We start from the raw sequence: 21,818 nt of genomic DNA on the forward strand, positions 1-21,818 counted from the left end.
ATGGATGGGCTTGTTAGCTATGAGCCGGGAAGGATCTGGAAGTTCGGGGAGTTTGCGTGAGCGCTGCGGAGCGTGAGGTGCGACAGCAGGTGAATCAGGGCTCGACTCAAGGTCACCTTTTTGCCTCTGACTATCGTTCCCATGCGCGTGGGAATGCAGTTCGTGACGCTCCGCGTCACACAGGGGTTCTGCGATGTCAGGTGGATTGAGGTTCGGCTCAAGTCACCTTTTCGCCCCTCGGCGAGTTACTTTGATGGGGCCAAAGTAACCAAACCCCCTGGCTCCGTTTCCGGCCCGACTTCGTCGGGTTCCTTCGCCCTGTCACTGATCCGGGGGGCGCCGCAACGGGCCATCCATGGCCCGGTGCGGCTAGCCTGGCGTCCTGCCAGGCTACCCCCGGATCAGCGCCAGGACTCAGCCGTCACTTACGTCGCACTCTGCGTCGTCAGTGCCATCGCGACAGAAAAGCGCTTTTATGCACGATGGTGTTTCTTCCGGACATTGATGACTCAAGCCGAACCCCAATCTACCTGACAAAGAAAAACCGCTGCGTCCGGTTTTCGGCGCTTACTTGCCCGGTGTCAGCGTCAGGCGTTGCTTGCCGTAGCCCTTTTCGTAGTTCTGTTGTTGCACCGGAATCGACTGATACTGGCCTTTCTGCCACGGCTCGATGCTGTTGGCGTAATACGGGCTGGCCGGGTTGTCGGATTGGCCGGTGCTGATCAGGCCGGTCATCGGTTCGACCAGGCTGAAGTCGACAATCATGCGCAGACCGGGGGCCATGCGGGCGTCGAAGCCCTTGCCCCACTCGAAGCCGGACACGTTCAGCGTCGTGTGATCACCACCCGCTGGTGTGGCGCTACGGTTGAACTCGCCGCCACCCAACTGCTTGGCCAGCGGGCTGGTCGAGACCCAGTTGTCACGGTGCAGTTTGCCCCATTGCCAGGCCTTGTGATCGCTGCCCAACAGGCTGTCGCCACTGGTGATGGCAGCCGCCAGACTGCGCGCGAGGATGGCCGGTTTGTCTTCCTTCTGCGGGGTTTTAACGTCATCCCAATACGGACTGTCATCTCGGCCCAGTAGATGGTCGGCCTGTGGTGAGTAGGATGAGCTGGCATTGGCCACCAGTGCCTGCCAGGCAGGGCTGGTTTCCGGACCCAATTCATCAAGGAAAATCTGCTTGGCGCTTTCCTGCAGAAACAGCTCGTACAGCGCCGCATCGGCCGAGGTAGCACTGAGCTTGCCATCGAACGCCATCAGGCGCGTGAACGCTTCGCGGGCCTTGTTGCGATCGGCTTCGGGCAGGGCATCGATGGCCTGTTTGAGCGGCTTGCTCATGCCTGGCGCCTGGAACATGGTCTTGAGCTTGGCGGCGAACGTCGTGGTCTGGTCGTATTGCATGGCGATGGTGCTGCGCAGGTCCTGCTTGCCACCGTTGGCCAGTTCGGCAATCCGCTCGGCACGCTCCGGGTAGCCCCACGAGTTGGAGAGCTGCATGCCGTAGCCTTTCGGTATCGTGCGCTGGTTGGCCGCTGCGAGCCAGCCTTGGCGCGGGTCCTGATCATAAGGGTGGAGCATTGAGTCGGCAAAACCGTCCCAGTCGTACTTGCCCTCCCAACCCGGCGAAGGCAGTAGACCCTGGCCTTCACGCCGGTTCGGGAAGCGGCCGGTGACCTGCCAGCCAATGTTCGAGGCGTCGGCAAAGATCATATTCAGGGTGATCGCCCGAATCTCGCGGCTGGTATCGAAGGCTTTCTCGACGTTGGGCGCACGGGACAGATCGAAGAACGCATCCAGGCTCTTGTCGTCCTTGAAGTTCGGGACTTGCAGCGCCAGGCTCAAACCGTTGCCGGGCGGGGTTGCAGAGGCGTTGAGCAGCGCGCCGTGGCGAGTTTCATACACGGTTTCACGCAGCGAGCTGCCGCCCTTGACCAGAAAGGTTTCTTGATGCGCCGCCGCTGGCAGCCATTTGCCGTCAGCCATATAAGAGACGCGGTTGCCTTCGCGCTTGATCTTCTCCAGAAACAGGTCTTGGTTGTCGCCCTTGACGTTGCTCATGCTCCACGCCAGCTTGCCGTTGAAACCGCTGAGCACCAGCGGCATACCGGCGATGGTGACGCCGGACACCTGGTATTTCGGTGCGCGGATCTGCACGAAGCTCCAGGCAGAATTGAGCCCGGCAGGCAGCTGCATGTCACTGGCCAGCAGACTCTTGCCGTTGCGGCTGCGTTGTGGCGCGATGGCCCAGTTGCTGGAGGCCGCAACGCCGAGCATGTTCAGGTCCGAGAGCTGCAGGGCGATCCTGTTCAGATCGCTCAGGCCGGTGACCTGATTGTTGAGGTTCAGGCCCTTGAGCTTGTCGGCTTCGGCAAATGGTAATTCTTCGTCAGGGTAGGTCGGCAACAGCCAGGCGAGTTTGTCCGCGCTGACTTTCTGCGCCAGAACCAGCGCCGACAGCTCTTCCTGCAGGTTTACCGACAGGCTGAAATTGAGCAGGCTGAAGATCAGCGCCGAGTCTTCCGGCTTCCAGTATTCCGGCTTGTAGCCCGAACTGGCGATCTCGGCAGGCAGCTTGTCGCGATAACGGAACAGGTAGGCGTTCACACCGCGTGCATAGACATCGAAGAAACGTTTCAAGCGTGGCGACGCTGCGTTGTACAGGTCGCTGGCGTTCTGCTTGAGGTTGACCGAGCGCATCAGGCGGTCGACGTCCAGCGCATCCGCGCCGGCCATTTCCGACAAGCGGCCCTGTGCTAGCAGACGCATGCCGAGCATCTGACCGATTCGATCACCGGCATGAACGTAGCCGAGCGTGAACAGCGCATCGTGGTAGCTGCTGCTTTCTATCAGCGGCATGCCCATCGTGTTGCGGCGCACCGAAACATTTTGCGCCAGCCCTTTGAGCGGGAATGTCCCGGAAACAGGCAGCACGGTCTCGGGATCGCCGCCGCCCAATTGGCAGCCGGCAAGGCTCAGGAAGCTCGCCGCAGCGGCGGCAGCGCCGAATCGGGGTAGAAAATGACGAAGGGCTGGCGAGGCCATGGGCAAGCTCCTGGAGGGGTAACGTACAAAAGCCGCTACGTTAGAGAGCAGCCCGCCAGCGCGCAAGCGGGAAGGGCGAGTTTATTTCAGGATTTTGCAGAAGTGACCAGACGGCTCTTGTGCCATTGCTCAGCGCAGGCACAAGAGTCGCCATTTGAGTCCAAGGGGACTCAAGGCTTCGACGGGTTGATCTTCTCGACCAGCGCATACGCGCGTTGTGTCGCTTCGCGACCGGCGATGCTGTCGAACCAGCGCTTGAGGTGCGGGAAGTCGTCCAGATTCTGCTGTTGATAGGTGTGCGGCACGATCCATGGGTAGATCGCCATGTCGGCGATGCTGTACTCGTCACCCGCCACAAACTGGCGATCGGCCAGACGCTTGTTCAGTACGTCATACAGTCGTGCAGTTTCTTTGACGTAGCGCTCGATCGCGTAGGGGATCTTTTCCTTGGCGAAACGATTGAAGTGATGATTCTGACCGGCCATCGGACCGAGCCCGCCCATTTGCCAGAACAGCCATTGCGACACTTCCTGGCGACCACGTAGATCCTGCGGGATGAATTGCCCGGTCTTCTCGGCGAGGTACAGCAGAATGGCGCCCGACTCAAACAGGTTCAGCGGTGCGCCGCCGTCAGCAGGCTGGTGATCGACAATGGCCGGGATGCGGTTGTTGGGGGCGATTTTCAAGAATTCGGCTTTGAATTGCTCGTCTTTGCCGATGTTCACCGGAAAGATCGTGTAGGGCAGACCTGCCTCTTCCAGAAACAGCGTGATTTTGTGCCCGTTGGGCGTGGTCCAGTAATGCAGGTCGATCATTGAGCGCTCCATGTGGGTGACCGAAACCCCATGTTTTACATTGCTCACCTGCCGCCTACAAATGAAAACGGCCTGCAATGCAGGCCGTCGTCCATAATGCTCCGCGCCTTACGCGCCGTGGCATTTCTTGAATTTCTTGTCGCTGCCGCACGGGCAAGGATCGTTACGACCGACATCTTTAAGGGTATTGCGCACCGGTTCCTGGTGAGCGTGACCGCAGTCTGGACCGTGTACATGGCCGTGCTGGTGGTCGTGGTGATCGTGGTCATGGTTGCAATCGGGGCCATGCACATGGGCTTGCTGGTTCATCGGTTTTACTCCGCAATTAAATCTGGCGCGCATTATCCCGCAAATCACGGCCAAGCAGTATCGGCATATTGGGATTCGCACAGCGCCATTTTTTAAGTATGCTTAGTATCAGTTGAGCATTTTTCAGTATTCTTTATTGCCATGTGCGGAGCCGATTCATGACCCGACAGGAACGTATCGCCAGGGCAATCGCCGCCAGCGGCCTGAAGAAAGGTGAGATTGCCGCCCAGTGCGGCGTGGCCAACTCTGCCGTTACCCAATGGATCAGTGGGGAAAGCAAAAGCCTGCGGCCGGAAAATCTTTACGCACTGGCCAGGGCCACGGGCTTTCGTGCCGAATGGCTGGCGATTGGCGAGGGGCCGGAACAGGCGCCTGCCTTCGACGCCAACGTTGCGCTGATCGATCAGCCGAAAATGTCCTTCCGCTATCCGGTGATCAGCTGGGTGTCGGCGGGCTCCTGGGAAGAGGCGGTTCAGCCTTATCCCGACGGCTTTTCCGACCGCTATGAAATCTCCGACTACGACTCTAAGGGGCCGGCGTTCTGGCTGGAGGTCAAGGGCGATTCGATGACCGCGCCCACCGGCGTCAGTGTGCCGGAAGGAATGATGATTCTGGTGGACACGGAGGCTGATGTGCAGCCCGGCAAGCTGGTGATCGCCAAGCTACCCGCCAGCAACGAGGCGACGTTCAAGAAGCTGGTCGAGGACGGTGGCACACGCTATCTGAAGCCCCTGAACCCGGCGTACAAAATGATCGAATGCGGTGCCGACTGTCGCATTATCGGCGTAGCGGTGAGGATGACTGGCAGGCTGTAAGCCTCGCGTGACAAGGCTTGCAGGCTTTTTCGCCAAAGATGCTCGGCAGGAAACGTCCTACGAAATGCTTGCGAGGTTCATACAGCTGGAATACTGTATTTATATACAGTTATACCTCGGAGGCTATCATGGCTGGCAATGATGCTGGATCGACAGGCAGGTCTTCCTACGAACAGATCGGCAAGCGCATTCAACGGCTGGTCTCCGCGCCGAATGTTCAAAAGACCCAGTGGGTCATCGTCGCCCGTCGTGATGATGAGCCCGAGGACAGCTGGAACGTGGTGCTGCAGGAAATCGAAGAAACCGAAGGCATCGAGATTGACCGTCAGCCAGACGGTTCGGTAAGGATTGGCTGGCAGCGCTACATCGACAACTGACCTCAAGCCTCTGATGCTCGCCCGGTGGCGCGGCGGGTTGGTGGCATACGTTTGCTTGTGTTTTTAAGCATGCTTAATTTTTCCGGTTTTCTAACGGTGCCTGCGCCGCAGCAATCTGCGGCACGCCCCCCCCAGTGCGTGAATTTTCTGTGTTCGTGAACGGCTGTATTTCTTGAACGGAGTCAGAAGCGATGGATATCTTGAATGGTTTGGCAGACCGAGGCGAGTGGCTGGTAGCCGGTCTGGTGGGTGCGATCATTTCTGGCTGGTGGCATAAGGCAGGTCTGCTCGACTGGCGTGCCTGGCTGGTTTTTCTGGTGACCGGCGTGGCCTGTGCAGTATTCCTCACCGGCATCGCCAGTGATTACCTTGGCGTGGCAGATCCGCGCAACACTACGGGGGTTGGGTTTCTGCTGGGATCGTTCGGCGGTGCGCTGATCAGTGCCGTCAACCGGGCATTGTGGGCCGCGGACATCTGGAAGTTTCTTCTTGAGCTGATCAAGGGCAAGCTGGGCGGATAGGCTGAATGATTAACGGCGCTGGATCAGGTCTTCCGGCAGCACGTCGCCTGAAGTGCCGATGCGCACGTTGTGCCTGAACACGATGCCGGTCTTGAGCTTGCCGTCCAGCTGATAATGAACCGGCTCATCAGGCTTTTTCAGCAGTTGAGCGATGTACCGTGCGTAGCGCCAGAGGTTGGTGCGAATCGGCACAACAAAGGTTTTGCGGCTATTACCGTCGACGACAAACCAGTCGCTGAACGTGTCATCGACAAGGACCATGTCATTGAGGGTGATCTTGTACTTCAGGCCACGTACCAGCAAGCTGTCTTCGTTGGGGTTATCGACTTCGAAGTACAGCTTGAAATCCTGCTGTGTCAGCCTCGCCTTGACCACCTGGACCTTCAGCAAATGCACTTCCGGTTCCTGAGTGCGGTCAAAACTCAGGAGCGAGCATCCGCTGAGCCCGGACAGGATCAACGCAAGGCTTATGATTCTTGTAATGTGCGCCTGAAAAAACATGGATGTGCTCCCTTTGACGCCTGAGTCTACCAACTCGACGTTCAACGGCAACGCGCTTATTGCGCTGTCTGACGCTTCGCCATACTTTTACTGACGTGCATATCGGTGTCTTCTTCCATGAATCTCTACGAAATTGTCTTCAGTGCCGAACTGGTCGCCGGAGCACAACCCGAGAAGGTAAGGGCTAACCTTGGCAAGCTGTTCAATGCAGATGCCGAACGTCTGGACCTCCTGTTCTCGGGACGCCGACTGGTTCTGAAAAACAATCTCGACGCAGCAACGGCAGAGAAATATCGCGCCACCCTCGAGCGCGCGGGTGCTCTGGTGCGTGTGCTGGAAATGAATACACCATTGCCCATGGAAGAGGTCGAACTGGCGCCGCCGCCCGACGCACCGAACTGGTTGCGCAAGACCCCGGTCAGTCCCGGGCGTTTGCAGATCAAACCGCGCGACGCCTATATGGCGGCTTTTGTGGACGTCGATGCGCCGGATTACTCGGTCGCAGAAGCGGGCGTCGAGTTGCTGCCCGACAAGCCTCAGCCTGTTGCGCCGCTGCTGGATCTCTCGCATTTGAGCCTGGCCCCGGTGGGCAGCGACATGGGACAGGTCGAAAAACTCGAGTCGCAGGAGGCGCCCGATACGTCGCACCTGAAGATCATCCCGGAGTGACGCGCTGCGAGTCTGCTGAATCCTGAAACGGAATTATTTTCAATCAGCCCTGTTACTTTCGAGCGCTCGTCCGGCTAACAGGCATTGAGAAGTATTCCATCAGGAGTTGCCCGATGTCCCGTTCGTTAGACACCCTTCTGCGTCCCAGTCTGTTGGCCGTGGCGATCGCCCTGTGCACGCCTATGACCAGCCCGCTGTCGATGGCGGCGCAGCAGGCCAGCCTGGTTGCCTACGATCTACCCGCAGGCCCGATGGCGACCACGCTGAATCAGATATCCAGCCAGGGTGGTCTGGCACTGAGTCTTGACCCGGCGCTGGTCGCTGGCAAAACCAGCTCGGCGGTGAAAGGCAATTTCGACGCGGCGACGGCCTTGCGCGAGGCCCTGCGTGGCAGCGGCCTGCAACTGGTGCAGAGCAGTGCCGGGACGTACACGCTGATGGCCATGGAACAGAACGCCTTGAACCTGTCGGACGTGAACATCAACGCCAACAGCACGCCCCTCGAAGGTTCGGAGGCAGCAGGTTATCGCAGCGAGAACGTCAGCAGCGTCGGCGCGCTGGGTGGCATGCGGCTGCAGGATACGCCTTATTCCATCAGCGTCACGCCTCAGGCATTGCTAAAAAACATCCAGGCGACCTCGCTGGACGATGTCATCAAGCACAACCCGTTCACCCAGATGTACTCGCCGACCAGCGCCGGTTACGCCAGTGCCGTCAATATTCGTGGTTTCAGCAGCGCGGGCAGCCTGAACATCGCCAATGATGGCCTGCGGTTCACCAACGGTGCCGACGGCAGCAACTACATGGAAGAGATGGAGCAACTGGAAGTCATCACCGGTCTGACCGGCTTCCTGTATGGTCCAGCCTCGCCGGGCGGGCTGGTCAACTACGTGCTCAAGCGCCCGACCTATCAACGCTACAACAGCGTCACCCTGGGCAATGCCGGGGGTGAGAATTACTACCTGCATGGTGACTTCGGCGGGCCGATCGACAGCGAGGGCAAGTTCGCCTATCGCCTTAATGTGCTGACTCAGGATGGTGAAACGGCCGTCGATCTGAACAAGCGTCGTCGCGAGATGATTTCCCTGGCACTGGACTGGAACGTGTCCGACGACCTGCTGGTACAGTTCGACGCCTCGCACAAGAAGACCGAAATTCGCGGCCTGACCAGTTACTGGTATTTCGGCGACCAGTCCCTGCGCCCCAGCGCGGCATCGCTGGACAACGACAGGCTCTACAGCCAGAAGTGGTCGTTTTCCGATTACGAGTCCGACAAGGCCGGTGTGCGCGCCAAGTGGCGTTTGAACGACACCTTCACCTTGCGCGCGGCCTTCGCGGCCCAGCAGTACACCTCGGAGAACACCTACACCGGGCCGACGGTCTACAGCGCGGGCCTTTACTCGCAGCCGCTGTATGCCTTCGCCCCGATTGAAACCGAAGAAAAGACCGGCTCGCTGTTTCTCGATGCGGCGTTCGATACCGGCTTCATCGGTCACAAGGTCACCGTGGGCTATCAGGGCAATACCTCGCGCCAGAAGCAGTACGAGGATCACATTCCGTACACGCCCGATCAGCCGGGCCCGCAATACACCTCGCCGGTGGGCACAATACCGCTGGACCAGACGCCTCAGGTTGGCAAGCCTGCGTACTCCATCGGGCATGGCGACCAGCGCCTGGCCAACAGCTCGGAAAGCAACAATGTCCTGATCGGTGACGTCATCACCTTCAACGAGCAGTGGTCGGCGATCCTGGGTGTGACCAACACGCAGATCAAAACCTACGCCAACGAGTTCGTCTACGCCAAGGCGTTCGGTTCCGCCGAAACCGAGACCACCTACAACGAGAGCAAGACTTCGCCGAACATCTCGCTGGTCTATAAACCGCTGCCGTGGCTGACCACCTACGCCACGTATATAGAAGGCCTGCAATCGGGCGGCGTCGCGCCTAGCGGGACCGCCAATGCCGGCCAGGCGTTTGCGCCTGAAATCAGTGAGCAATACGAAATCGGTGCCAAGGCGACGCTGGGTGAAACCCTGTTGACCCTGGCGCTGTTCAACATCGAGAAGCCCAACGGTTACACCACTGCCTCCAACATCTACGTTGTGGACGGACGTCAGGAGAACAACGGCCTGGAATTCAGCGTCACCGGCAAGGTCATCCCGGAACTGACCGTAGTTGGCGGCTTTACCTTGCTCGACCCGAAAATCAAGAAAACCGGCGTCGCAGCTGATGAAGGTAACGTACCGACCAACGTCGCCAAGCAACTGGCCAAGGTTTATGCCGAATACGACATCAACCCTATACGAGGCCTGGCCATGACCGGCGGGGCGTTCTACACCGGCAAGCAATACACCGATCAAAGCAACGAAAACGACCTGCCGTCCTTCACCACCTTCGACGCCGGAGCCCGCTACCGCCTGCGTCTTGCAGAAAGCGACCTGACCCTGCGCGTCAACGTCAGCAACCTGACCAACAAGGAATACTGGCTCAACAGCAGCTACCTGGGCGACCCACGCACCGTCGCGTTCTCGGCACAATTGGAGTTTTAAGGCGAGCCCAATCCACCTGATAACGCAGACCGCCGTGTGACGCAGAGCGTCACGAACTGAATTCCCACGCGGAGTGGTGTGAGGAACGATAGTCAAAACCGCAGCCACTGCCGCAAAAGCGCTTTTCAACCACGATGGCACAGGCGACGCAGAATGCGACGTAAGTGACGGCTGAGTCCTGGCGCTGATCCGGGGGTAGCCTGGCAGGACGCCATGCTAGCCGCACCGGACCATGGATGGTCCGTTGCGGCGACCCCCGGATCAGTGCCAGGGCGAAGGAACCCGACGAAGTCGGGCCGGAAACGGAGCTGGGACTTTGCTCACTTTGGCCCCGTCAAAGTGACTCGCCGAGGGGCGAAAAGGTGACCTGAGTCGAACCTCAATCTACCTGACATCACAGAACAGCCGTGTGACGCAGAGCGTCACGAACTGCATTCCCACGCGGAGCATGGGAACGATAGTCAACCGCGGAGTTCTCGACGTTCAAGCAAAGAGCCGCGACTCAGTCCACATAAGCCGAGCAGCATTTCTTGAACTTCTGCTCACTGCCACACGGACACGCATCATTACGCCCAGCCTTCAACGGCACGGTTGAATCGATAAAATACCAGCGCCCCTGATTCTGCACGAACGACGAACGCTCCTTATGACTGTGCTCACCATTGCCATCATGCCAGCGAGCGGTAAACGTCACGAACGCATGCTCCGGCTTGCCGCCGAACACCTCCGAGCTTTCTACCTCCAGCCCCAACCAAGTGCTCTGCGCACTCCACTGAGCGATAGCCTCACGGTCCAGCCCGCCTTGCTGCACCGGCAGAGTGGTCTGGACCAGATAGTCAGTCAGCCCCAGCACATAGGCGCTATAACGCGAGCGCATCAGCTTTTCCGCGCCTGGCGCAGGCTGACCTGCGTGATAGCGACCGCAGCAGGCCAGCAACAGATCGCCGCTGCCGCAGGGGCAAATGGCACTACTCATAGGTCACCACCAATACTTTCCAAAATTCTCCGGGTTGGCCCAGTACTTCGCGTTCAGCCAGTCGGGCACCTGTTTGTACTCACGCAAGTCGTACGTAAACAGGTTCAGCACCTGCTCGTCGCGGGCGAAGCGTTCGCTGGACTGTAGCGCCAGCGAGAAAAAATCCGTCTCCTGCCAACCGCAGGCCTGCAAGTCGGCGAGCACCGCGATGCGGCTGGCGTTGAGGTTGCGGATGCCACCCAACAATTCCAGGCCGGTGCGCTTGGGGATGTGTTCGAGACAATCGACCACCAGCGCCAGATCGAAACGTTGCGCGGCCAGATGAGCAGGCAGCGCACCGGGTTCGGCCAGCGCGACCTCGGTCTGCGGGTGGGCCTCCTGAAAGGCTTGCAACGCCGGAAACTCCTGAGCGCCGATCAACAGCAGGCGCTGCGGCGCATAGCGATCGAGAAGGGCAGCCAGCGCTTGTTGGGGCGTACGGTTCGAGTAGCCGACGGTCATTGAAAGTCCTCTGGTTAGCTGACAAGACTAGCCTGCCCGGCGAGGTCTGGAAAGCGTCGTTCACGGGCTTTCAGGTGCAGCGACCGGGTTATTAAGTCATTTGGCAGATACTTAGATTATAAAGTTACTTGCAAGCTGTTTTCAGACGCATTAGGATCCGCAACACAAATTGGATCCCAAGAGTGGCTGCATGGACGCGACGTATAAACACCTACTATGTAACTCACTTGTATTCTCTGCGATGCCTTGATAAAGGCGTGGTATGTGCTGTGTGTCCAGCGGACACGCAGAATATTCTGGCCATGGGCTATTAGACGTACAACGTTCATTATTATGGACCGTCTTTCTGTGCGCCTTGAATACGTAAAGCGATGATATTGCCCGGGCCATTGGGTGCGTGTCAGTGACGGCTGTTAAAAAACACCGGCTGTTTAGCTGCCGCCTCTGGCAATAGGCAAGGTCACTTGTTTGACGTCATTTTTTATTTTACGCAATCGTTGTTTGACCTATCGATCAGCTTTCGCTCGCGGTTCTGGCCGTCGGTCATTTGTTTTGTTGTGATACGGATAACACGATTCAGCAGGGCGCTGAATATTAAATATCATTAAGCCATTAATGATTAACATGGAGAGAAGCAACCGATGATATCCACCGCTGAGATGCTAAAGACGCTTGAAAGCACTGTTGATACCTGCCTGGAAGCAGAATTCAAAAAAGACACCGTCATGGGCGAGTTCCATAAAGGCGACTGGTTCAATGAGTCTTACTACAAGCGTCATATTCTGGAGTGCGTGATCCGCATTCACATGAACAACGAACTGGACGCACGTGCTGTACAGGTTGCGGCAGTCGACAACATTTCCGCCGCCAAACAATTGTCTTACTATTTGTATGATGAGTTCGGTCACGACGAAATGTTCGGTCAGGACCTCATCACGTACGGCTATTCTCCCTCCGACGTTCAGGCGCAGTTCGCCTTCCCGGAAACCTGGAAACTCATGGGTTACCTGAACTTTTGCGTGAGCAAGTTCGGTCCTTTGTCCTCGATCACCTGGGACTGGTTCCTCGAATACTACGGCGACAAATACAGCTCGTTCATCACCCAGAAGGCCAGTGCCAGCATGGGCCAGCCAGCGGTCAGCGGAGCGGCTTCTCACGTGGCTTTCGACGAAGCCGAGGACCACAGCGGCATGATGAACAACATGCTGGCGTCGGTTATCAAGGACGAGAAGGATCTGCAAAAGGCTGTCGTTCATATCAAGGCATTCATACCGATGGTCGGTGAGTACTTCCAGGCCCTGCGTGCAGCAACGCTTTAATACACCTTACTCAGGGTTGGTGTAATGGCAATCTACAGTGTGCGTATTGGAGACCAGACTTACACCGCCGAGAGTCAGCAACCCCTTACCGATGCCCTTCCTCATGAAGCGTTGGTAAGGGGGTGTCTCAAAGGGGTGTGCAGAGTGTGCAAGTGCACACTTGTTTCGGGGCGCGTTCTGGAACAGGGAAAAGTCGTTGCCTTGAATGAAGCCTTCCTGCCATGCGTCAGTCGTGCTGAAACGGATATTGATATCCGTGTTGCGATCAGCACCTTTCATAAGGCCAGGCTGAAAAGCAAACGGATGCTGTCCGGGCAAATAATGGAAGTCGTGCTTGAGGTCAAAAAGGTTTTTTATAACGCCAAGTCGGTCATCAGTTTGAAATATCCCGAGGGTTCAGCGGTGCGCAGTTATTCTGTGGTGACCTTGGGTGGCAAGGATTACGACAGCCTGACCTGCCATGTGAAATTGCGTGAGGGTGGCCTGTTCTCGGGGTTATTGTTGCAGTGGCCAGTGGGCGAACCGCTGGAATATTCAATTGCAAGCCCTGCCTTGCCGGTCTATGAACAGTCCCTGAGTCGTTTGAATGTCGTGAGTGGTGGTAGTGGAATGGGCGCGGCATTGAGTCGTGCGCAGGAACTGGTAGCGAAGTACGGTATTAGTGAAGTTGCCATTTACGCCGTCAATCGTTCAGGCCTCAGCGATTATCACGCAGGGTGTATAGAGATGTTCCGCAAGACGGTTGAATGCGACGTTCACGTGACCAACTTTCCTTTTTCCGAATGGACCCACCCTGACTTCGCCATTGGCGAACACTTGATGCACGACACGCTCACCATCGGCGTCGGGTCGGATGGGGTGATCGGCAAGTTAAAGAACCTTCCCTTGTGTGAACTTGAAAGTTTTGGATAGTCGGAGACTGAGCCATGTCCATCGTTGTCATTGATCCTGTTTCATCCGGTATTAACTATATCAATGCGGCGCAGCAACTGGGCGTCGGTGTCTATGTGTTTTCCTGTGACGGTGGCGAGCAGGAGCTCAACGCTGAGTTGCGGGCCAAGGTACGTCAGGTCATCAAAATCGACACCGGTGATTTTGAGGCACAGCTGAAGAAAATCAATGAGTTGGGAGACGTCCGCGCCGTTCTTCCCGGTGTGGAGTACGCCGTGCCCATGGCCGCGCGCCTGGGGGCAGCATCAGGCACAACGCATCTGCACGACGGTGCAGTAGAGAAAGTGCGCAACAAATTCAATTTCCGCAGCCGGCTGACTGAGGCGGGGCTGAGCACGATCGGCTTTTTCCTTCTGGATGCCCACGCGCCGGTAGCTGTGCCGGAGGGCTTCAGCTTTCCGGCGGTGGTCAAGCCGATCGATATGGCGGGCAGTATCGGTGTGCGCAAGCTCTACAACCATCAAGAGTTGATCGAAGCAGTGGAGACATTTCGTCAATCACTGCCCGACGACATCGGCTTTACTGCCAGTGGCCAGCTGATTGTCGAAGCGTACATTCCCGGCACTGAATACAGTGTCGAAGGCATCGTGCGCAGCGATGGCAGCGTCACCCTTGCGTCCATCACGGAGAAACTGCTCGGCTCGGAGCCGTACTTTGTCGAAGTCGGTCACATCGTGGGCCAAGGCTATGAAGAAGGATTTCGCAGGGTACTGACCGACTATTCGCTGGCGGTGCTTGAGGCCATAAAGCTGAACGTCGGGCCGTTCCACCTGGAGTTGCGTGTAACGCCACAAGGTCAGCCGGTAGCGGTTGAACTGGCGGCCCGTCTTCCAGGCGACAATATCGTCGAGTTGATCAGGCGTGCCAGCGGCATTGACCTTGCCAAAGAGACACTGTGTGAGTACCTGGACATCGACAGTCGGGCCGTGCCACGTGCGAACGGCGTCAGTGCCATCGCTTTCATCCCCCGAGGCGATAAGAGCGAATTTACCGAGCTGCAAGGGCTCTCCGACATTTTCGACAGTCCTTATTACCTTTCGCATCAGGTCTATTACCGATCCGGCGACGCTCTTGGCTCGGATCAGGACTGGACCTCAAGAATCGGCTACGTCATGTTCGGCGGTACCGACGAGGCGCTTGTAAGAAGCCTAGTCGGGCGGGTACACACAGAGGTTGGAATCGTATGAAGCATGTCCTGATCATCAACCGCTATGACGACGAGCTTTCGGACTACCGCAACTACATCGATCACTCGCAGGTCGATGTCTCCTACATATCACTGGCAGGGCATTCGCGGCTGATTGATCCGCAGGTCAGCGCCAACGTAGTCGAAGTCAGCGCACTGGACGCCGATCTGATACTTCAGGAAGCGCGGGCCATTCATCGTCGTCAGCCTGTCGATTTCGTGATCGCCTTTTCGGAATACGATCTGGACGCCGCTGCGCTGGTGCGTACCGAATTCAACATACCCGGTGCCAAGGTCGCCGATAACCTGCTGTGCCGTAACAAGGCGAGCATGAAGGAAGCATTGACCGGTTCTTCGGTTCGTTATCCTCAGTATCGGAATGTAGCGTCGCGTGGCGGCGTCGAAGCCTTCTGTCATGAGCACGGCTTTCCGGTCATCCTCAAGCCCCAGGTTGGCGCAGCCTCGGACGGCGTGGTGAAGATCGAGCGCCTGGAAGATATACCCGACCTGCCGGATTTCAATGGCTACGAAGTCGAAGAGTACATAGAAGGCGATATCTATCATGTCGACGCGATACTGGCGGCTGACAGCATGCCGTACTTCAAGGTGTCGAAGTACCTGAACACCTGCCTGGACTTTCGCAATGGCCTGCCGCTCGGCTCGGTCACGGTCGATGACCGGGCATTCATCGCGCGAGCGCGTGCGTTCACCGAAGAAGTCTGCCTGCGCCTCAACCTGCACAACCAGGCCATTCACCTGGAGATCATCGAACGTCGTGGCGAGCTCGTATTTCTGGAGATCGGCGGTCGAGTCGGTGGCGGTGAGATTCCGTTTGTCGCGTTGCGCAGCGAGGGGATCGACCTATATGAGCTCTGGACCCGCGCCGCGCTGGAAGTGGCTATCGCTCCGGTAGACACCCGAATCACCGGTTTTCTGATGATGCCCAATCCGTTCCCCGGCGGGTTCACCTTCGATCCGCTGATGGAGCTCTCCCATCCGCTGCTGACCTATAGCAGCGTGCAGTCCCAGGGCGATTCAAATGCGTTCAGCTACGAGGATATCCCCGCCAGATTGCACTTCGCCGCCGACAGCCAGGCTGCGATAGAGCAGGCCATTGTGCAGTGCATGAATATTTTGCAGACGTCGATTCGCGCAACCTGATTTCTGGAACCCTGAATGAAAGTGCTCCTGCAGCTTCCCTCTGTCGTGCAGCCTGTTTCCATGTCGATATTCATGGAATCGCAGCAGCCGTATTCGCTTCGGCAGGCAGATGCCGATGTCATGGCTCTGGCCAGCTCTTTCAATGCAGCGGGTTTCCCGACCGTTTTCCTCTCCGATGCGCTGTTCAGCGAAGACGGTCCGCATGTGGCCATCGAGGATATGCGGCGCTTGGCAAGGCGGGCGTTGCGCTTTGCCGACAATGTCGAACATGGGCGCCAGCAGCTTGCTCACCAGCAATTGCTCCGCTGCAGTCGGCAGGAGTTGGCCGAGATCATCATCAACCAGCCCGAGCTACGGCTGCATTACGATGACGAGTTGGGCCGGATCAGTCCGGACGCTACCTACGAGAGCTACCGTATTCAACCGCTGTACGGGCTTCTGTTTCCGCAGGACCACTTCATGAACGTCGGCGGGCAGCCGGTTTTCGGGCGGCTGAAGCGTCAGGACAGGGCGCGCGAGGTTGACGTGGTGAAGCAGGTGGTCGCTGCCCATGGTCACGTTCCTGTCGAACTCGATCAAGTGCTCGAGGGCGGTGATTATCTGGAAAACGAACACATATCCTTGATCAACACCGGCTTTCGTACCGAGGCCCCAGTGCTCGAGTTCTTGCTGGCTTCAAGCTTGCTGAAGGGCGAGGTTGTGCTGGCGGTGCAGGACATATGGCGTAATCCCGAACAGTTTCACCTGGATCACTACGCCTGCCTGCTGCGTGACACTCTGCTGATCGACGCGAAAAGAGCGGACGCAGCCGACCGCTCCCTGGTCAGCGTTTATCGGCGCGTGTCATCGGGCTGGCAATTGACTGACAAGGACCTGACGTTTCGCCAGGCAGCACAGGTTGCGGGTATCGGCCTGATACGGCTGGACGACGAAATGATGGCGGCATGGTGCGCGAATGCATTTTCATTGGGCAATCATGTCTGGATCGATCAAAACGCACCGGTGCGCCTGCTTGATCAGTTGGCTGAGCTTGACTGTCATGTTCGTTTGATCGCCTTTACAGAGCATCAAAAGCAGTTCGGCGGCATTCATTGCGCCACTCAACTCCTATAACTTCGAGGGACCGTCATGAAGGTGGGTAATAAGGCGTTTCTGCCTGTTCTGGCACTGATCATAAGTACCATCGGTGTGGCCTCCGCCATTGCGTTCGTCAAGCTCAGTGAAGTGGATGCCACGTCTACCCTGATGCTGCGAATGTTCATGGCGGGCGGTATGGCCTCTGCGCTGGCCGCCTGGCCAGCAGGTAAAAACACTGAGACCGGGGCTGTCGGTACGGCGCGCAGCCGGCGGGCGATGCTCTGGCTGCTGGTGCTGTCGGGCGTGGTGTCGTGTGTGGATCTGCTGTCCAATCACTGGGCGGTCAAGCTGACCAGCATGGCCAACACGTCGGTCCTGATGAACCTGTCCCCGGTGTTTGTGGCGCTGCTGTCCTATCTGTTCATGAAAGAAAAAATCGGCGTCTATCAAGTGTTGGCGCTGACCCTGAGTATCGGCGGGGCGTGTCTGCTGGTGTTTGACGGCAGTGCCAGCGTGGCGTTTTCCAGCCAGAGCGTGACTGGCGACCTGCTGGCCCTGAACTCCGCGCTTTTCTATGCGATCTACCTGATCCTGATCAAGTCGCTGCGCGACTGCTTCACGTCTCGCAAGATCATTATCTGGAATAGCTTTACCTGTGCAGTGCTGTTACTGCCCATCGCTTTGCTCACCAGTGCGAAGATTCTGCCGGACACCGTGCAGGGCTGGGTGGTCATTGCGTTGCTCGCGCTGATCAGCCAGCTTCTGGGCCATGGCCTGATGGCGTATGCACTCAGGCACGTCGATGTAGTACTGGCCTCTGTTTCGGCACTGGCCCGTCCGGTGGTGGCGATTCTGATCGGGTTCTTCTTTTTCGATGAGCAGCTCACGTTGGTTCAATGGCTTGGCGTTGCTGCGGTATTGGTGGGTGTCTGGTGGTACAAGCGTCCGGTGCCGGTGGTACGTCCAGTCGTCCAGGCCAAGACTCCCAGCGAGGCCTGACAGGCTCGATACACACCAGAGGTCCTGTAAAAAGCCCTGCACCCTTGTGACAGGGCTTTCTGGTGTCCGCTAACCTTGATTGCAGCATTGCCGCACACAATAATTGTCCAGCGTCGAGATCATTCCGGATCTTTCTCAATACACCGCTGGCATATTCGGCGTACAGCACGTCTACTGTGCGGCGACGAAAAGCATGCGAAGACTGCAATTTCGTAACGGATCATGACAAGGGGTGGGCGGGCAATGAAGGTGTTTTGGGGGCTGGGGAAGATATTGATGCTGGGCTTTTGGCTGGTGGTGCTGGTCAACGCGGCGATTGAGGCGCCCAGCCCGTTTGGCGTGATGATCGACATGGCCGGCGCGGTGCTGTTGTTGACTCATTTGCTGGAGCTGATTCTGTTCAACGGCAGCCTGCGCGGTCGCCGGCATCCGTGGCGCGACCGGGGCAAAATCATCCTGTTTGGCATCTTTCATGTTCAATCCATCGGCCGTTCGGTCAGGGGGCACACTCATGCGTAAGCTCGTTCTGCTGGCGGCGTTGTTCAGCCCTCTGGCCATGGCTCAGGCAATTATCGTCGCTCCACACTCGCTGATGCGTCTGCCTGGCAACAGCAGCGTTCTGCAGGTCGAGCGCCTTGAAGTGTCCGACTACGGCACTCTGCTGATTCCGGCCGGTATCGATGATGTGAAGATTGGCGAGCTGGTACTGGGGCACGAAGCGCGAATTGCCATCGTCCCTGGTGTGCAGTCGTTCAACATGGTCGTGCTGCACGGTGAGTTCGGCACCGGCAGCCAGATCACCGCACGGGGTGCGCCGGGTACTTTCGAGAAGCCGGCACGGCCAGGGCGCAACCTGACCCTGCGCCTGCAGAGCCTGGATGCCGAAGAACTGTCGATTGATGCCCGCGGTGGCGCAGGCAGCCCAGGCTATGCCGGGCTGGATGGCGGCTCGGGCGAAGCCCCGGGCTGTACCTGGGGCCAGGCCGGGCGTGGTTATAACGGCGACAGCGGCGGCAATGGCCACGATGGCGCTGCGGGCGCGCAGGTTCGTCTTGAACTGCCACAGAGCTATCCGGCCGAACGCATCAAGGTGAATGTCGCAGGCGGCGCGGCGGGCAAAGGTGGCGAAGGCGGCAAGGCAGGGAAGGGCGGTGCGTCGAAAGGCTGTGTTGTCTACCGCGCTGAAGGCGGCAAGTCTGGCAGACAGGGTGAGCCCGGTCTGCCAGGTGCTCCGGGACCGGCAGGCGCGTTGATCCTGCAACGTCTGTAATCTGCGAGCTGTCCGGATCAGGCGCAAGGCCATGATCCGGATAGTCGCGAATCGCTTCACATCACGTTATTGCGGTACGCCTTTTTCCCAATTCTTCCAGTCGCCGACAATCGCCTGCACCAGCGGGTTGCCGGTGCGGTAGAGGTTTTCCAGCGCCGGGACGAAGGCACCCTGATCGGCGTACTTGAGCAGGTTGTCCACTTCGCTGTAACCCGGATACGGACGATCGAAGTCGGAGCCCGCGCGGACGACAGCCAAGCGATTGACATCGACCTTGCCTGCCTTGCTCGCTCGCAACAGAGCCTCGTAGGTGGAGTTATCCTCTTGCTGGGTGGTGCAATACTCGCCCTTACCGTCGGTGAGCAGCTTGGTCCAGACTTCCGCACGCTCGCTCAGACGCGTCCCGGAAAACCAGGTATTACCTGCCAGCGTGTCGCACTGCGTGACCTGCGGTGGCTGGTTGGCAGGCGCATAAGGGTATTTGACGCGCCAGGCCGCGGATTCCTTGCTTTCGCTGAGTGTCACCTTGTGCGACAGGGCAAACGCCTTGGCCTGCAGCTTGGGGTTGAGCTCGAAGACTTCTGTCTTGTAATCCAGCGGCGGCTTCTCGTTCGGGCCCTTGGTGTTGATGCCCAGATAACCGGTCGGCCATTCCTTGGGCACATCGCGGGAGTCGATTTCCCACTGCGTGCCGAACTCCACCAGATAATGCGCCCAGGCAGTGGTGCCGAGTGTGCCGCGGTGCGGGTTGATGCCGGCAATGCCCGCGACAATGAAGTAAGTCTTGCGCAGGTCGAATTGCGGCGACAGGGCCAGTGCCAGGGTCGATGCCGCAGCGTTGGTCTGGCCCATGCCGGTGACCAGCAGGCAGACGTCCTGGTCATTGCAGCGGATGGCCGGGTACTCGGCGGCAAGGCCAGGCACCTGGATTTCCTTGGTCAGATGCAGCCGGTCGATCCAGTTCTGTGCTTCGGGCGCAAACATGGCGATCAGCATGACCTTGGGCGTGACCGGTGCCACCGGCGCGGTAGCCGCCCAGACAGCAGGGCTGAGCAGCGCCAGCGTGGCGCACAGTGTGTTGCGAGTGGTGTGTTTCATGAAAATTCCTGTCGTCATAATAAGGTTCAGAATTGGTAACCCACGCCTGCGTAGTAGCCCCAGCCATCAGAGCGCGCGCGGAAGTTGCCATCGCCGAAGTTCAGCTCGCTGCCGTCCTGCCAGTTGCCGCCATTGTGGAAGTAGCGGCCAACCAGGGTGAAGCGCAGGTGCGTGAAGGCGTAAAGCAGCACATTGGTGGCGACCGTGGAGTTGCCGGTGCGTGCCGGATCGTTCTTGAGGTCCGAGCCGAAATCGAAGTTGGTGAAGCCGATGTAGGTCAGCGAGGCGCCGTTGTCGAAGGTGCTGATCGGTACGATGTATTTGAGCTGGGCACGATAGCCGTCCCACGAATATTCGTTGCTGGCACCGTAGTTCTCCCACTGGTAGCGGCCATAGAAGTTGGCCGACAGATTGACCCGCGAGTGGGTATCGATGTCAGTGCCCAGGCCGCTGTACAAGGTGTTGGCCCGGTTCGCCGTATTGCTGCCGTGGTCATAGATCCAGTCGAAGGCGACGTACCATTCTTTGAATGGGCCGATGGCCAGACTGCGCCCGGCAAGGTAGTCGATCGAGACGCGTGGCTCGTGTTCCATGAACAGCGGCGAGCCATGGTCCCAGACACCTTTGTCATTATCATTGCCGATGCCGAGGATCTTCGGTACGTCGACATAGCCGTACAGCTCGAACGGCCCTTTGCGGCCGAAGTATTCGTACTCCAGATAGATGTCATCGTTGGGCTTGGGGCCGAAGCTGATGTCCTTGCTGCCGATCAGCGTCAGGTCCTGATTGAGCCAGTCTGAAAAATACGCGCCTTTACCTTCCTTGGGCGAGGCGGGCGGGCTGAGTGCTTCGCCTTGCGCCGAGTCTTCGGCCGCGGCGGGCTGTGCCAGGACGCTGGTACAGGGCAGTGCCGCGGCGGCGGCGAACAGCAGTGGCATAAGGAATCTTGAGGGCGTTGCAGGTCGAGTGAATGGCGGCTGTGGCATTGAAGCTCCTTTTCGTGGGCGCGTACTGCTGATCGCAAGCGTTTGCACAGCCCATGCCAAACTGTTTCAAGATGTTGAATGCCTTGGATATCAGGCACAGAAGATGACCGATCGGGCAGGAAAACGCCCGCAAGCTGTGCGCGGTGTCACCGCCAGTGCCCCGTGATGTTCCGTTTTGCCTCAAAGGCCCGGACGAGCAGCGGCGAGCATGACCACGGCCAGACCGATAATCAGGTTGATGCCGACCAGGCGGCGGATATTGCCCAATGCCGCCGCGCCCTCGGCCCACTGCTCGGCTTCCACGGCACGACGCAGCTCCGGCAGTTGCAATGACTGGATACGCAAAAACAGCGCAACCATGACGACGTACAGGCCCATCATGATTTGCACATAACGCGGCGCGGTTTCAAAGCCGGTGAAGTTGAGCTGAATCATGCCGATGCCGGTTATCGGCAGCAGTACCACCGCAGCCCAGACCCAGGCGAAGAAGCGCGGAAACACCTGGACCCACACTTTCAGGCGAGAAGGGCCTTCAAGTGCTGCAATGACTGCTGGGCGCAACACCATCCAGGCGAAAAACATGCCGCCAACCCACACCAGGGCAGCCAGCAGATGCAATGTATAGACAGTAGAAAAAGCGGTCATCGGACACTCCGTTCTGCGCGGATGGATTTAGCGCGCTATGATAGCGCCCAC

At 58.3% G+C, this 21,818-nt stretch carries 22 protein-coding genes; 13 read left to right on the forward strand and 9 right to left on the reverse strand.

Annotated features, from left to right (window positions below; translation table 11 throughout):
• Positions 1–567: 567 nt before the first annotated feature.
• The 3 genes from JOE34_RS12525 to JOE34_RS12535 all read right to left on the reverse strand — a co-directional run bounded on the left by JOE34_RS12525 (position 568) and on the right by JOE34_RS12535 (position 4,166).
• A complete protein-coding gene (locus tag JOE34_RS12525; protein WP_209995840.1) occupies positions 568–3,042 on the reverse strand; it encodes a penicillin acylase family protein in 2,475 nt (824 codons plus the stop codon).
• Between the two features lie 170 nt (positions 3,043–3,212).
• Positions 3,213–3,857: a glutathione binding-like protein gene (locus JOE34_RS12530; RefSeq protein WP_004416464.1), complete on the reverse strand. Its 645-nt coding sequence runs from the start codon at positions 3,855–3,857 to the stop codon at positions 3,213–3,215.
• A gap of 108 nt (positions 3,858–3,965) precedes the next feature.
• Complete coding sequence (locus JOE34_RS12535) at positions 3,966–4,166, reverse strand: SEC-C metal-binding domain-containing protein (protein WP_003314401.1); 201 nt, start codon at positions 4,164–4,166, stop codon at positions 3,966–3,968.
• 158 nt (positions 4,167–4,324) lie between these two features.
• Between JOE34_RS12535 and JOE34_RS12540 the strand changes: the two genes are divergently transcribed.
• The 3 genes from JOE34_RS12540 to JOE34_RS12550 all read left to right on the forward strand — a co-directional run bounded on the left by JOE34_RS12540 (position 4,325) and on the right by JOE34_RS12550 (position 5,879).
• Entirely contained in the window at positions 4,325–4,981 is a 657-nt protein-coding gene (locus JOE34_RS12540) for an XRE family transcriptional regulator (RefSeq protein WP_016568795.1), read from the forward strand.
• A gap of 128 nt (positions 4,982–5,109) precedes the next feature.
• Entirely contained in the window at positions 5,110–5,358 is a 249-nt protein-coding gene (locus JOE34_RS12545) for a DUF1654 domain-containing protein (RefSeq protein WP_024665277.1), read from the forward strand.
• Positions 5,359–5,549: 191 nt separating this feature from the next.
• A complete protein-coding gene (locus tag JOE34_RS12550; RefSeq protein WP_003314406.1) occupies positions 5,550–5,879 on the forward strand; it encodes a hypothetical protein in 330 nt (109 codons plus the stop codon).
• A gap of 9 nt (positions 5,880–5,888) precedes the next feature.
• Here the strand turns inward: JOE34_RS12550 and JOE34_RS12555 are convergent, their stop codons facing one another.
• Positions 5,889–6,380: an LEA type 2 family protein gene (locus JOE34_RS12555; protein ID WP_003314407.1), complete on the reverse strand. Its 492-nt coding sequence runs from the start codon at positions 6,378–6,380 to the stop codon at positions 5,889–5,891.
• A gap of 117 nt (positions 6,381–6,497) precedes the next feature.
• Between JOE34_RS12555 and JOE34_RS12560 the strand changes: the two genes are divergently transcribed.
• Together JOE34_RS12560 and JOE34_RS12565 are read left to right on the forward strand one after the other, a co-directional pair.
• Positions 6,498–7,049: a hypothetical protein gene (locus JOE34_RS12560; protein WP_209995842.1), complete on the forward strand. Its 552-nt coding sequence runs from the start codon at positions 6,498–6,500 to the stop codon at positions 7,047–7,049.
• A gap of 113 nt (positions 7,050–7,162) precedes the next feature.
• Positions 7,163–9,598 (forward strand): TonB-dependent receptor, encoded by a 2,436-nt coding sequence (locus JOE34_RS12565; protein ID WP_209995844.1) that lies wholly within the window; start codon positions 7,163–7,165, stop codon positions 9,596–9,598.
• A gap of 502 nt (positions 9,599–10,100) precedes the next feature.
• On the opposite strand, the gene JOE34_RS12570 is transcribed toward JOE34_RS12565, so the two are convergent.
• Both JOE34_RS12570 and JOE34_RS12575 read right to left on the reverse strand, forming a co-directional pair.
• Positions 10,101–10,574 carry a YchJ family protein gene (locus JOE34_RS12570; protein WP_003314410.1) on the reverse strand — a complete coding sequence of 158 codons (474 nt, stop codon included), beginning with the start codon at positions 10,572–10,574 and terminating at the stop codon, positions 10,101–10,103.
• A 3-nt stretch (positions 10,575–10,577) separates the two neighbouring features.
• Positions 10,578–11,075, reverse strand: coding sequence for a DUF6231 family protein (locus JOE34_RS12575; RefSeq protein WP_032659801.1), 498 nt, complete (start codon positions 11,073–11,075; stop codon positions 10,578–10,580).
• A 641-nt stretch (positions 11,076–11,716) separates the two neighbouring features.
• Here JOE34_RS12575 and JOE34_RS12580 point away from each other — a divergent pair.
• From JOE34_RS12580 to JOE34_RS12615, 8 genes are all read left to right on the forward strand, one after another.
• Positions 11,717–12,394, forward strand: coding sequence for a hypothetical protein (locus JOE34_RS12580; RefSeq protein ID WP_003314413.1), 678 nt, complete (start codon positions 11,717–11,719; stop codon positions 12,392–12,394).
• Positions 12,395–12,418: 24 nt separating this feature from the next.
• Positions 12,419–13,306 (forward strand): 2Fe-2S iron-sulfur cluster-binding protein, encoded by an 888-nt coding sequence (locus JOE34_RS12585; protein ID WP_046266680.1) that lies wholly within the window; start codon positions 12,419–12,421, stop codon positions 13,304–13,306.
• Between the two features lie 14 nt (positions 13,307–13,320).
• The gene (locus JOE34_RS12590; protein WP_209995853.1) at positions 13,321–14,532 is read left to right on the forward strand and encodes an ATP-grasp domain-containing protein; all 1,212 of its coding nucleotides are present in this window, start codon (positions 13,321–13,323) and stop codon (positions 14,530–14,532) included.
• Positions 14,529–15,692 carry a biotin carboxylase gene (locus JOE34_RS12595; RefSeq protein ID WP_046266678.1) on the forward strand — a complete coding sequence of 388 codons (1,164 nt, stop codon included), beginning with the start codon at positions 14,529–14,531 and terminating at the stop codon, positions 15,690–15,692. The genes JOE34_RS12590 and JOE34_RS12595 overlap by 4 nt, the downstream gene beginning before the upstream one ends.
• Positions 15,693–15,707: 15 nt before the next feature.
• Entirely contained in the window at positions 15,708–16,805 is a 1,098-nt protein-coding gene (locus JOE34_RS12600; protein ID WP_046266677.1) for an arginine deiminase family protein, read from the forward strand.
• Between the two features lie 15 nt (positions 16,806–16,820).
• Entirely contained in the window at positions 16,821–17,768 is a 948-nt protein-coding gene (locus JOE34_RS12605) for an EamA family transporter (protein WP_024661362.1), read from the forward strand.
• A 243-nt stretch (positions 17,769–18,011) separates the two neighbouring features.
• Complete coding sequence (locus JOE34_RS12610) at positions 18,012–18,287, forward strand: DUF1145 domain-containing protein (RefSeq protein WP_003363526.1); 276 nt, start codon at positions 18,012–18,014, stop codon at positions 18,285–18,287.
• On the forward strand, positions 18,280–19,038 hold the full coding sequence (locus tag JOE34_RS12615; protein WP_003393380.1) for a hypothetical protein: 759 nt from the start codon (positions 18,280–18,282) through the stop codon (positions 19,036–19,038). Before JOE34_RS12610 ends, JOE34_RS12615 begins: the two co-directional genes overlap by 8 nt.
• 66 nt (positions 19,039–19,104) lie before the next feature.
• On the opposite strand, the gene JOE34_RS12620 is transcribed toward JOE34_RS12615, so the two are convergent.
• The 3 genes from JOE34_RS12620 to JOE34_RS12630 form a co-directional block, all read right to left on the reverse strand.
• Positions 19,105–20,136, reverse strand: coding sequence for a purine nucleoside permease (locus JOE34_RS12620; RefSeq protein ID WP_024661129.1), 1,032 nt, complete (start codon positions 20,134–20,136; stop codon positions 19,105–19,107).
• A 26-nt stretch (positions 20,137–20,162) separates the two neighbouring features.
• Positions 20,163–21,122 (reverse strand): nucleoside-specific channel-forming protein Tsx, encoded by a 960-nt coding sequence (locus JOE34_RS12625; RefSeq protein WP_024665270.1) that lies wholly within the window; start codon positions 21,120–21,122, stop codon positions 20,163–20,165.
• Positions 21,123–21,302: 180 nt separating this feature from the next.
• The gene (locus JOE34_RS12630; protein WP_003314423.1) at positions 21,303–21,767 is read right to left on the reverse strand and encodes a CopD family protein; all 465 of its coding nucleotides are present in this window, start codon (positions 21,765–21,767) and stop codon (positions 21,303–21,305) included.
• Positions 21,768–21,818 lie beyond the last annotated feature (51 nt).

Origin of the sequence: Pseudomonas sp. PvP028, assembly GCF_017832255.1 — a bacterium.
Taxonomy (GTDB): Bacteria; Pseudomonadota; Gammaproteobacteria; order Pseudomonadales; family Pseudomonadaceae; genus Aquipseudomonas; species Aquipseudomonas syringae.

Coding starts and splice junctions, on each gene's coding strand:
- JOE34_RS12605 (WP_024661362.1), top strand. CDS start 16,821: ATGAAGGTGGGTAATAAGGCGTTTCTGCCTGTTCTGGCACTGATCATA.
- JOE34_RS12545 (WP_024665277.1), top strand. CDS start 5,110: ATGGCTGGCAATGATGCTGGATCGACAGGCAGGTCTTCCTACGAACAG.
- JOE34_RS12620 (WP_024661129.1), bottom strand. CDS start 20,136: ATGAAACACACCACTCGCAACACACTGTGCGCCACGCTGGCGCTGCTC.
- JOE34_RS12625 (WP_024665270.1), bottom strand. CDS start 21,122: ATGCCACAGCCGCCATTCACTCGACCTGCAACGCCCTCAAGATTCCTT.
- JOE34_RS12555 (WP_003314407.1), bottom strand. CDS start 6,380: ATGTTTTTTCAGGCGCACATTACAAGAATCATAAGCCTTGCGTTGATC.
- JOE34_RS12565 (WP_209995844.1), top strand. CDS start 7,163: ATGTCCCGTTCGTTAGACACCCTTCTGCGTCCCAGTCTGTTGGCCGTG.
- JOE34_RS12535 (WP_003314401.1), bottom strand. CDS start 4,166: ATGAACCAGCAAGCCCATGTGCATGGCCCCGATTGCAACCATGACCAC.
- JOE34_RS12525 (WP_209995840.1), bottom strand. CDS start 3,042: ATGGCCTCGCCAGCCCTTCGTCATTTTCTACCCCGATTCGGCGCTGCC.
- JOE34_RS12570 (WP_003314410.1), bottom strand. CDS start 10,574: ATGAGTAGTGCCATTTGCCCCTGCGGCAGCGGCGATCTGTTGCTGGCC.
- JOE34_RS12575 (WP_032659801.1), bottom strand. CDS start 11,075: ATGACCGTCGGCTACTCGAACCGTACGCCCCAACAAGCGCTGGCTGCC.
- JOE34_RS12600 (WP_046266677.1), top strand. CDS start 15,708: ATGAAAGTGCTCCTGCAGCTTCCCTCTGTCGTGCAGCCTGTTTCCATG.
- JOE34_RS12615 (WP_003393380.1), top strand. CDS start 18,280: ATGCGTAAGCTCGTTCTGCTGGCGGCGTTGTTCAGCCCTCTGGCCATG.
- JOE34_RS12630 (WP_003314423.1), bottom strand. CDS start 21,767: ATGACCGCTTTTTCTACTGTCTATACATTGCATCTGCTGGCTGCCCTG.
- JOE34_RS12530 (WP_004416464.1), bottom strand. CDS start 3,857: ATGATCGACCTGCATTACTGGACCACGCCCAACGGGCACAAAATCACG.
- JOE34_RS12590 (WP_209995853.1), top strand. CDS start 13,321: ATGTCCATCGTTGTCATTGATCCTGTTTCATCCGGTATTAACTATATC.
- JOE34_RS12595 (WP_046266678.1), top strand. CDS start 14,529: ATGAAGCATGTCCTGATCATCAACCGCTATGACGACGAGCTTTCGGAC.
- JOE34_RS12540 (WP_016568795.1), top strand. CDS start 4,325: ATGACCCGACAGGAACGTATCGCCAGGGCAATCGCCGCCAGCGGCCTG.
- JOE34_RS12550 (WP_003314406.1), top strand. CDS start 5,550: ATGGATATCTTGAATGGTTTGGCAGACCGAGGCGAGTGGCTGGTAGCC.
- JOE34_RS12580 (WP_003314413.1), top strand. CDS start 11,717: ATGATATCCACCGCTGAGATGCTAAAGACGCTTGAAAGCACTGTTGAT.
- JOE34_RS12610 (WP_003363526.1), top strand. CDS start 18,012: ATGAAGGTGTTTTGGGGGCTGGGGAAGATATTGATGCTGGGCTTTTGG.
- JOE34_RS12560 (WP_209995842.1), top strand. CDS start 6,498: ATGAATCTCTACGAAATTGTCTTCAGTGCCGAACTGGTCGCCGGAGCA.
- JOE34_RS12585 (WP_046266680.1), top strand. CDS start 12,419: ATGGCAATCTACAGTGTGCGTATTGGAGACCAGACTTACACCGCCGAG.